The sequence below is a fragment of the Pseudoalteromonas sp. XMcav1-K genome (assembly GCF_044005875.1).
In the GTDB taxonomy this organism is placed as follows: Bacteria; Pseudomonadota; Gammaproteobacteria; order Enterobacterales; family Alteromonadaceae; genus Pseudoalteromonas; species Pseudoalteromonas spongiae.
The window spans coordinates 10596-23046 of the sequence record NZ_JBIPJE010000042.1 but is presented as its reverse complement, the minus strand read 5'-3'; the positions used below and the strand labels follow the sequence as shown (position 1 = coordinate 23046).

1 protein-coding gene (running past one end of the window) is annotated in these 12451 nt (G+C 39.0%); it reads left to right on the top strand.

Annotated features, from left to right (window positions below; translation table 11 throughout):
- Positions 1-12451: the end of an IPT/TIG domain-containing protein gene (locus tag ACHSBP_RS10225; RefSeq protein WP_395388784.1), read on the top strand. It extends 25322 nt beyond the left edge of the window; the window shows 12451 of its 37773 coding nt (coding positions 25323-37773); the start codon falls outside the window, past its left edge; its stop codon occupies positions 12449-12451.

The window sequence follows — 12451 nt, the reverse complement described above, 5'->3', positions numbered from 1 at the left end:
TTTAGGGGCACTTGACTGGCAATATGATCTAACTTTCACAAACAAAAAGTTATGGTTACATTCTCAGAATGAACTTGCTGAATACAGTGTTGTTAAAGCACTTAAACCAGCCTTATCATTGGTTGTAGAACGCAAGCTTGGTGGTGTTGCCATTAGTGGGTTTACATCTCTTGAGTCGTTTGCAGAGCTCACCATTGTCAATGCGCAAGGCGGTCATTTGATTAGCAGTTGGGCGGATGATAACACCTTGTTTATTGCTAATAATGAGCTTACAGACGCGACGCAATTAACTATTTATATCGATGGTGATATAACGAATGGGTATCAAATTGATATGCCAGCTGATTCAGGGTTAACAAATGACCAAGTGAATTGGAACCTTAGTCAATCGATAGTTAATACGGCAATTGTCCCAACTGTCGCTACATTTAAAAATACCATGGCTTTTGTACCATTTACTTTTGAAGGTAGCGCGAGTTCAATGGCAACCGAAAGTAGTGTAGCTGGTTGGACTACAGTAACTACAAGTAAAGTACTTAACCTATCTAATGGTTCAACCACGTTTGCACCATTTACATTAGATGTGCTTGAAAATACAGTTCCACAAGGGCAGCTATTAATCTCAAACCCACAAAACAACAGCCAGTTTACAGAAGGTGATTGGGTTAGTCTTGAGGTGTTAGCAAGTGGAATTGACTTGTCTCAATTCAAGCATGTTGAGGTGACCTTACAAGATTTCAATAAAGTTGACTTGTTATCTTTTACTACAAACTCTGTTAATGCCAACACAGCATTTAAAGTACCAGCAGTCGACCGGTATGACACATATACCATTCGAGTTCGCGCCTATTTCGAACAAAGTTATAACTATATCGAAAAATCGGTTGGTATTAAGGTCGTACCGCTTCGTCAATCCTTAGATGCAAAAATTCAAGGTGTTGGCAATAAAATTTACTCGAATAGCCTTGTTACATTGAGTACAGATATTCCTCAACATGCTGACTTTAAGGTATCGACTTTAAATGGAACGATTATCGCCAGTGGTGTTGAGCCGGTGTCATTTGCTGTCCCTAATGATATCGATAGCTTCACCATTGAAGCACTGTTGAAAGATGGCTTAGGTAATGAAACTAAAGTTGATAAACAAGTAGCCGTTGCTCAACCATATCAATTAATTAAAGATAGTCCGGTATCGCCATTTGAGTATCAATTTAGTATTGCTAATAATCAGTACACAATAAACCATAGTAAATTGTATAAGGATGGCCTCCCTGTTAGTCAATTCGATGGTAATGTACTCGATGCTAAATTGTTACAAGACCGATTACTTATTGCGCTAGAAGACCTAGGTATTGCGTTTATGTCTTGGCAGGATGATTACGCAATATTGGGTATTTACCCTAGTCAGATAGATTTCAAAGCGCTGGCAATATATGAGCAACAAGTTTTTGCAATCAGTGATGCTGGTAATATTATTGTGTTTGATATTAAAGGAAATAGCTTAGAGCCGTCTGCTCAGCAACTTCCATCTGGTACGCTTGCACAGCAGGTTGTAGTAGCGAACGATGGCATTTGGGTGACTTATCAAGACACACTAACTCGTTTTAATCATGAACTTGAGGTTGATTTATCCTTTGAACTTTCTGCTGAAGTGGCTCACTCGGTGGTTCATAATGGTCACCTCATCGCATTTGATGAACTAGGTGGTCTATATCGTATTGACAACGGTCGTTTATCTCAGCATCAGCTCACAGTCATGGCAATTAATGCCGTTTCGAGCCTTGGTAATGAACTGTTTGCTTATGATGGTTTAGCAAATGAATTACTAATCATTAGCTTAAATGAAGCAACGCCATACGTTATTTACCGTGAAAATATTCAAAGCGATATTAGTGATCTGTTTGTATCAAATGGCGTCATTACATCAAATAACGGTGATGTTTGGACGTTAAATCAAAATCAAAATGCGCCATACCGTCAACTGTTTACTAGCAATAAACACAAAGGCAGCAGTGAGCACATTGTGCTGCATAATGGAAGTGCAATAGTAGCTGAAAAAACATATGCACTAACGCAATATACGGGCTTACCAAATCATGCGAGACGTAGCTTTTTCCCTAGTGAATATGCGAGCGAGTTTAGTGCGTTGATACTCGACAATACAGATATCTATGCGTTTGATAAAGTGTCAGGTTATCTGTATCAAGTTAACACAGCTCAATTAAGTGGTAGCCAACATCTTGGTAAGTTTGCTAGCAATAGCATGTTTAGTACTGATGAAAATTACCTATATGCTGCAACAAGTGATCAGTTAACTATCATTAGTAAAGATGATTTTGAGCAACGCCATACCTTCACTGTAGCCGCAGGTGAAGTGATCACTGCGTTAAAAGCGACTCCGACCGAGGTCTATGTTGCAACGTTAGATGGCACGATTTATCGCGTAAGTCATCCTGGTTTACCTATGGAAGAATTTGCACTGCGTGTTGATAGTGTGATTGCGACCAACTCGGTAATTGAGGAAATTAATACACTTGGTGATACACTAGTATTAACCTCTCGAACAGAGCTTAGCAGCTATAATCTTAGCGAAAATATCTACCAAACGATTCTTTCAAATAAAGTGCAAGATGTTGTAATAAAGGGACAAAGTGTACTTTATGCACTCGATAACGAGATCTTTGAACATAAACTTTCGTCAAACACTCCAGATAAATTAATGTATCAAGCGAAGGCTGATATTGCGGGCTTTGCTATCTCAAAAGATCAGTTAGCGGTGGCGTTAGGCGTTAATGGTGTCGAGTTAGCATGGCGTGGCGAACAGCCAAGTCAATTAGTTGCAGACCTGACTAAACCAGCTAATAAAACGCATTTTGTGCATGGTCAAGCAATTGACCTCGCTGTTGCACATTCAGCTGATCTTGTGAGCGTCGATTATTATGTTAATGATGCGTTAGTCGCGCGTAGCGAACACTTCCCATTTAGCGTACAGATCCCAATCCCTGGAGAATTACGTAATGGTAATGAGTTTACAGTCCATGCGGTAACGAAAGACCGTATAGGTAACTCAGTTGTTGGTAATAAGCGCACAATGCTACTTCATAGCCAAGACTTGCCGCAAAATAACTTTAACGTTGAGCTACTTTACCGTAACCCAAGTTATGTACCGGCACCGCTAAAAATTGAAGCCTTAGTTAAGAATGCGACACAAGATATCCGTCAAGTTGAGTTTTATCTGTCAGATGATGAATCTGGTCCGTATAAGCTTATTCGCAAACATTATGGCCCTGAGTTTATTGTTCGCAATAATTTCACGCTAGCGCAAAGTGGGCAGTTTATTAAAGCACGTGCAATTGATGTGTATGGCAACGTGACTGAATCGCAACCAACAGTAATACAGCGCCATTTGGATGATGAAGTACCTCAAGTCTCGCTCAGTTTAGAGTCGCCACTGAATGATGCTAAGCGTGTTACTACCACATACCCTTATGGTATTGCATTTAACGTTAGTGATACTGGAAGTGCAATTAATTTGGCACTGCTTAAACGTGACAACACAGTGATTTGGGCTGGCTTTACAGATACGCAGTCTCGCATTGAACAACATGCAAAAAACACGGGTGATACTTATGTTTATAGTTTAGAAGTTTCGGATAATGCAAATAACACCAATAGCACAAGTCTTAATGTTGAGGTGGTAGAAGATGAGCGTCCAGTCGTTAATGATATCAGTGTACCAAATGCAGTTCTGGAACAGAGTGCATTTGAGGTTACAATGAATGTGCAGGATGATATTCAAGTCGCTTATATCGAAGTACAGTGGCCAAATTTTGTAAAGCGTTATCCTGTAAACGAACGACAAATAAATAAAACGTTATCAATTCAAGATACGCGTTCACTGCGTGTTAACAGTGACAAAAACGAGACGCTAACGTTACTAATCGTTGACTCGAAAGGGCAGCAAACACGCGTTGAAAAATCCATTACGGTTACGAAAGATAAGGCACCACAGCCAAAACTAAGTAACTTAAGCTTTGCTGATGCGGCCATTTACGGTTCTAAACTCAATGGTAAACTTATCGACTTAAATTTAGTTGATGATGGTTTATTACGAGAATTAGCAGTTGACTTACTTATTTATCAAGATGGTGAACTTAAGGTTGCAAAGCCAATTTGTGATATTAACCGCAACATAGTATGTCGCGAGACAATGAATGCGAGTATTAACATACCATTCACCACTGTAGCTAATGACCAAATTCACATTGCATTACGTGCTATCGATAAGCTAGGTCAAGTTACGGAAAGTGATCAACATGCTATTCTATTATCACAAGTACCCAATGCTATTGTTTTAACTGATGAGTTTGACAGTGCTAACTTATCGCTTGCAAAAGTCGGCGTTCCAGCAGAATTTGCATTTAGGGTCAAAGATTTAGCAAATCGTAGCGTAGCGTTACAAGATGTAGATTTAGTCATTTCGCAGCGTGATTCCGCGCAAAAAATATCTAATTCGGTTATAACCGATAGTAATGGTGTGGCGTATTTCTCAGTTGATACTTCGGATCTGGTGGTTAGCGAATATGTTGCTGAAGCGACACTTCGAGATTATCCAAACATCTTACCTGCGATTGTTCGCTTCGAAGTATTACCAGGTGAACCAAGTGCAATTCGCGTTGAGCACATCGCGCCAATTCGTGCCAACGAAACCGCAAACTTGATGCTTGAACTTGTTGATGCGGCAGGTAATAAAGCGACGAATGTACCTAATGCCAACGTGGCGCTTGTATTTAACCACCCAGGTTTCCATTTTGCGTTTGATCCGAATGTTCATGTTGAGCCTTATTATCAGGGGGAAAATTATGTTGGTGAAAAAGCGTTAATTACGCTGGTAGGCGGAAAAGCGAATATTGAGTTCCAAGCCACCGAAGTGATGGGCGAATATGTGCTTGCACGTTTATCCGACAACCTTGCAGATGTTGGTTTAAGCTATCAATCAGAACAAGATGGCTCGTATCAAATCAGTGCAGATATTCCTCTTAACGTGACAGCTAACGTTCCGGCGAGATTGGTGATGTCATTATCAGCTATGAGCAATGATATTTCAGGTCGTGAAGACGTGCTTGAGCAAACTGAAACCGCAACCTTACAATTACAATTGACCGACGAATTTGGTAATCAGATCACCGAAATTGACGGTCAGCCAGCAAATGGAGAAGTAAACGTATTTGTAACTGGTGATGCGACGTTCGCAAATGATACTAACCAATTCGTTGTAGCGCTAAACAACGGTGCTGCGACATTTACGGTGACTAACAATACCGTTGAAGAAGTAATTATATCAGTAACAAATATTGCAAATAGCTTAAACATTGATGCTGAAAGCGATTTGACGTTGAACTTTGCCCGATTACTCGCGCGCGTTGTCGATACGAAACTTGTTCAAGTTGTTGATTTAGATATCACTCCACTTGAAGTCAAATTTAACGAGCCTGTTTCATTAACAAGCGGTTTTGCGTGGCCTACCGTGAGCTTACAAGGTGTAAATGTTGAAGGTGAATTCTCGTTTGATGATGACGTCACACTGCGCTTTATCCCGAATCAGCCGCTTACGCTTGGTGCTGTTTATGAACTAAGTACTCATGGCACAGCAATTGTGAGTAATGAAACGCAAGAAACAATATTTGCGTCACATTATGAATTTACTGGACCAGACCTTAGCTTGCCTGAGCAAACGTTGGGATATTTATTATCAGAACAAACGAGCACATTAACGCTTGCACTTGCTGATAACTATACATGGGATCAGATTAATGAACTCAATTTCATATCAGACGATCTAAGTCTAGCGGTAAATGCACAAACTCATGAATTAATTGCACCAGTTATTGCTGAGCAAGACGAAGGAAAGCAAATTGTTGCAAGTGTGAGTGCGAGGATACAAGAGACATCATTATTTGTTGCAAATGCAAGAACATTCACCCTATTAACTCAAGCTGGTGACTTTGATGGGGACGGCATCAGTAATGACCTTGAACATCAATTAGGCTACCACCCGCTTAAGCAAGATAGTGATGGTAATGGTGTGTCAGATGCAAATGAAGACTACGATAATGATGGACTATCAAATGCTCTTGAAATTCAGTTAGGTGGCAAAATTGATAATGCCGATAGTGATGATGACGGCGTTAATGATGGCACTGAATATCAATGGGGCTCAGATATCAATAATGCTGACACTGATGGTGATGGTATTGATGATGCAATTGAAATTGCATCGGGCTCAGATCCAACAGATGCCAACGACCGCGCTATTAAGCCAGAGCTGGTTATCGGTATTGATATAGCCCAAGATGTTGTAACTCATAACCTAGCTGGCAATGGTGACGATGTAATATTCACAATAATTGCCACTGTTTCAATTAATGATCGTACTTACACGATCGATGTTAGTGATGCTAATTTCTATGACTTAGTATTCGAGTCGTTGGATGAAAGTATTGTTATTCCTTCATACCGCGGATTCACACCAATTGCTTTGGGTGAAGCTGAGGTTCGAGTGCATTTCGGTGCGTATTCTGATACCGCTAAAGTGAAGGTGGTAGAAGTCATTAGTTTAGGCGATGTTATTTGGCAGGATGAAAGTGTTGAATTTACCGGAACTGTATTTGCCAACTCAATTACAATTCGAGGCAGGGTTGATGCGTTTGTAGCTGGTGATTTAGTTATCGAAAATGACTTGACTGTTGAACAAGGAGCGCTGAGTAAAGTAGCAAGCAATACATTAGAAGTTAAAGGAGATGCTAACATTCTAGGTGAGCTAATGGTCTTAAAGTCAGAGGGTGATAATAGTTTATACATCAGAGAACACCACAAGGTTTATGACTTTAATCAAGATAATCTAGTTGCAAGGCTTAATATAACCGAATCAAATATAGATAAGTTTGTGCAGATCCGATTTAAAGTACCGCCAACTGGCGGCCATGGTTCGTTGCCTGAGTTCGATAATACCTATAGTTTCAGTGGAACAGCGCAAATCCAATGTGACGAAAAGTATCAAAGAGCATTTGAGGGTAAGTATGATGCAGATTTTGCCGTATTTATTGTAACGTGTCCGTTAACAGAGCTAGGTGAATATACATTAAACGTTGAGGGTAATGTTGAAGGTTCTATGATGATTAGTGATATTTCATCAGAACATCTATATTTCTCAAACGAGGGTCAAGTAGTTTCTTTTTATGATGACTTGCCACCTGGCATGTTTGAGTTGTTCATTGATAACTTAGGTGAAAGAAGTGATCGCAGATTGGAACTATTCAGTGATTATCGTAACTCAATCAATATGACGAATCTTCAAACAGGGGAGGTTGTGGATGATTGTTGGCAACCAAGGCCAGAAAGCGACGAAACAGTGTGTATTGTACCTAGATTTTCTCAAGTCAAATTAAGCATTGATATTATGTATGATGACACAATAGGAATTCGTAATCGTAGGAACCCTAACTATAAGCCTATTATTATCAGTGATATAACAGTGTCGGGTGATTTAACGCTGCAATCATACCTTGCAGCAGGAAATGTATCAGTGAATGGCTCTGTTACTATTGAAAGCATAAGTTCGCAGGGGCACCTTGATGCGTCTAACTTGACTGTGCAAACCGATTTAACCTTAGGTGATATGACTGTACTAGAAGTCGAATTTATTGATGTGCGAGGTGATATGACACACTTCGGACAAGATAGACCAATTGAAACGACACTACGTTCACTGAACGTAGGTCAGAAGCTAACTGGTTTTGGTCAACTTAATGTATTACCAAGTTATCTCGATGGTATTTCAAAAGAGTGTTTAACGTTATTCGATGAAGCGACGTGTAATGTCACAAACCATCTATCGTCAGTGTATGGCATTAATATTAATGCCAATCGCATTGAAATAGACACATCAACAGATTGGTTGAAAACCAACGATGTGAACTCTTCTGGAGAAATTCCGCATGGTGTAGCTCCTCTCGAAATGCGTGATAGAAGTCATTTCTCTGATGTTGTTTATGATCTTGATGTTAATATCAACACTGATGAATTAATTGTTCGAAATGTCCAATTCTTGGTAAATGCGGGTTATGAAAGAAGTTCTGGTTGCAATGATGAGTTATGTGGTGAGTATGGAGTTGGCCCTCAGTCAACTCAAGGAATGAATGTAGGCGAAGATAAAGCGAGTTTAAAAGCTGTACGTTATGTTGTTTCTTTTGACGCATTACAAATTGATGCAAGCAATCACTTTGAGGATCCTACATCTAACCCAGAGTGTTGTTATGGAGCCAGTCAGGTTCGAACTGCAAGTCACAGCGAATCCCTAGCAAATCTACAAACGTTATTTTCGCTTCCGTTAGATTTAGATGTTTATCCTGAGGATCCCAAACTGAATGTAGGTTCAGTGATATTGATTGATAAAACAAATAAACAGCAGTTCTTGAGTGTGTTACAACCAGGAAGTGGTGGGTATATTCAACCTCATGGCGCAGAAAATATTGCTCGAGGCGAAGTAAACTCACCTGAGCCGAAAATGGTGGATGAATCAAGGCAATATTTAACAACTTATTTAACGGTAGGTAAACATGATATCTCTAACATCGACGAGCTCAATCAGTCTGAATGGATTATTACTGTTGATGGTGATCCTTGGCTCTCAAACCGAGAAGAATTTGGCCGCTCTTTAGCAGGATTAAGAGTACGATTATTTGATGCCTCTGAGAGCAGTATTGATGCTGTGATCACCGGAAATACGGACAGCAGTCTCCATGTTACGACTGAGGCCAACTTAAATGGTTTTGTCCCAACAAGGCTTCAAGGTTTACACCAGTTCGAAAGTATTCATTTAGTGTGGAGCGAAGCTGATTTTGCTAACGATATCGTTGAAAGCAATAGTTTGATACTAAATAAATCAACTTTAAGAGCTGATTCAGTATCAGAAGAGGCGTTGTCCGCTCTTTGGCAGGCTGCAGAGATTGATTTGGAACTTGATGTTAATCAACCAATTACTGTAGAGCGTTCAACAGTTGACTCTCCGGTTAAAAAATTAGTTATAAATGCTCAAAATATTATTATTGATAGGCCGTTAGTACTGGCTGATTGGCCAAGAACACAACTTAGATTAATCAGTAGCTCTAATATACAACTAAACGATGTTGTCGATTCTGGCAGTTACCACAACTGGGTTGAGTTTATCGCAGACGGTGATATTGAGTTTAAATCTGACTTTATGAGTAGTGAAGCTAGTGTAAAGGCTAATTCAATTGTCATTTTGGGCGAACTATATGATGAGTACCATTCATATGATGCAACAAAACTAACTTCGAATACGTCAATAACTATCAACAAGTTAAGTGGAATTACCAAGATTGATTTTGAGGCGCCTGAAAACATTCAGATATTAGAAGAGGTATTCATAACGCGAAGAAATGTAGAGTTTAACTCGGAAAACACCATTAGCTTTATGAGTAATGTTAAAATCGCAAAAGACAATTATGACGATGGCACTTTATTGCTAAATGGAACCGGAACGATTGTATTTGATAAAGACTTGGTGTTAAACGATACAAACATAGCTTCTGAGTTTGGTTCTCTAACTGTAAATGGCCTGTTAAGCGCTGGGAATAATGTTTCTATTAAGTTCAAACAACCAAATGCCATTAATTTTAATGATGGCGTTACAGTGAATGGTAGTTTGTATATTAACTACGATGGTGTGCTGAATGTTTCAAACGACTTAACTATTGATGGCAATTTAGTATTAAGGGATATGAATACCGAAAAAGATGCGTATCAAGGCTTAATTGTGGGCGGTAATATTACGCTTAATCAATATGGTAATTTAGCCTTTGAATTTGCCTCATCCGTTGAACAGGCTGGTATCACAGACCTTATTGGTTACAAGTCTATTCCTAGTTTTAGCAGTCTGCCAAGCTGTATTGGTAAAGATTGTCCTGAACTAAGTGAGCATTTGGCGTATTTAACTGCAAATTCGCTGATTAATAATGGTGAGCTCTCATTAGATATAAGTAGTTACAGTAGCTGGCCTAATAGTGCGTTTGTGATAGATATAGATTCCTTGAGTGGTAACGGTAAAATTCATGGAGGGGAACGCTTAATCATCAATGCAGTTGATAATAGTTTTGCAGGTGAGTATAGCTCGCAAGGTACTGTTTACACCAAAGATGGAAATGAGATTTATGGTAACTTATTATTAAATATTGAAGATAACCCATGTTATCACTGCGAGTATTTCCAAGATGTGATAAAACTACCAGAAATTGGGCGACATACCATTTCAAATATTCGTAGTCTTGGTAACAATCAGTGGGAGATTACAGCCAATTCTGCTAATTGGAAGCTTTTAGAAGATACCCAAGGCTTTAATATTACAGGAGAATATGTTGATTTAGATGCAGGAGATAACGTTACACACTTCTATCAAATCTTGCGTCATTCCAGTAACTCACTGGTAGTCATTACGAATGATGATCTATCAACATATACGGGGCGAGAGTTGGTTGGGGTACATGTATTTAATAGTATCAATATCAACAGCAATGTAATTTTCGATCTTGGTGATGATGTATTGCACATTGAAGATGTGGAACATAGCTCAGTATCTGAAACAAGCCTACATAGAGTAACACCTTCTAATTCTAGTGTGGCAGCATTATTCAATGGGAAACCTGAATATCATACACACCTCATTCTAGATGGTGATCAACTAATAGACGAAGATAGTTCTTTTATCGCTGAAAAAATGACGGTAAAGGGCAGCCTCACAATTGATTCAGGTAGTTTGTCGAACTTTGTTATAGATAAATCACTGGATGTTGAAGGGGATCTCATTATAGGTCAGGCTCGAGTGATTTCGAGTATGCCTAATGGCAACCTTAATGTATCAGGAACCATGAAAGTCACAGGGACAATCCCAAGAGGTTCTTCTCAACTCCAGTTAGATAATTTAAATATTTCAGAAAATATCGAACTCAGTGATGGTGGTGTGTTAAGTATTGATGCTAATTCGATCGATGTTAGTGGGAATCTTAAAGTTCAGGATAGTGCTTATAATTCGATTAAAGTCGGTGAAATAAATATCAATGGGAACATTAATGTGAATGGTGGTGGTAGTTTGAGTATAGCTGCTTATCAGAATATAAATGTTCTACAAGATATTGAACTTAACAGCTCGAGAAGTACTTCGTTATCAGCAGAAAAACGAATTAACGTTGGCAAGGATCTAGTGGCTGAGTCACGTTTATATCTCAATACAGGTGATATCACACATATAGGTAATAACCTGGTTATCGAAAACGGTGATATTAGAAAAGCTAGTACCGATATTCATGGTTTAAAAATTGATGTAGTTAATCAAGCAACGATTGGCGAAAATGGCCGCATAGATGTTACTGGCATGCAGGGCTCATTTGATAACGAAGGAGTAAACTGTTTTACGAGTACCAATAAATACCTTGCTTTAGATTGTACTTATGGAAGCTATTTTGATGTTAATTACGGTGGCGTAATAGGCACAAAAGAAAATGATAGTAAACCTGGCTCGCCTGGCGCTTATTTAAAACTGACAGCTAATGAAATTATTCATAATGGTACTCTGTTAGCTAATAGCACTGAATCTAGGAATTATTATTGGGGGTCGTCAGGTGGAGCGATATTGCTTGAGGCTTATAGTTTAAGCGGTACAGGTGTCATTGAGGCCAAGCCTACAGCCGCTCGTTATATGCAATTTGGCAATGGCGGTCGTGTCGTTGTAAAAAGTGATGTACTTACAGAATTCAACGCACAAATTAAAACGCTAGAATTTGCTAGTTATGAATCAGAACAAGGTGAAGCTGGTACCGTATATATTGCTGATAAAAATGGTAAAAATGGCATCTTAACAATAGATAACATACGACAAAATTGGACTACAAATAACCAGAAACGCATATCCACACCAATACGTGGTGCGGGTAAACACCAAATTGATTGTGTTACCAGCATGGGTGGCAATTTATGGCGTTTAGATACCGATTGTTCAGCTGATAACAATACTGAACATTGGAACGATTCAAACATAGATAAAAAGCGTAGTTTGATTGGTCGCATGATTGACCCAGATATATATAACCCGCTTGACCATGCTGTGGAAATCGTCAGTAATGATAAAAACAGTTTGGTTGTTAGAACTCCTCAAGATTTAAGTAATTACGCCGGTGCAACATTACAAGGTATTCATTTATTAAAAGGGCTCAAAGTTATTAATAGTGCAAATGTCGATTTTGGTAATAACCGAGTTGAAGTGAGTGATATTAATGAAGCAGTGTTCACACCTGACGTGAGTATCAGTCTTGGTAGTGCAAATCAAGAGTTAGTTGAAAAATTAAACAGCTCGGGCGCAAATATCATTTGGCATTAA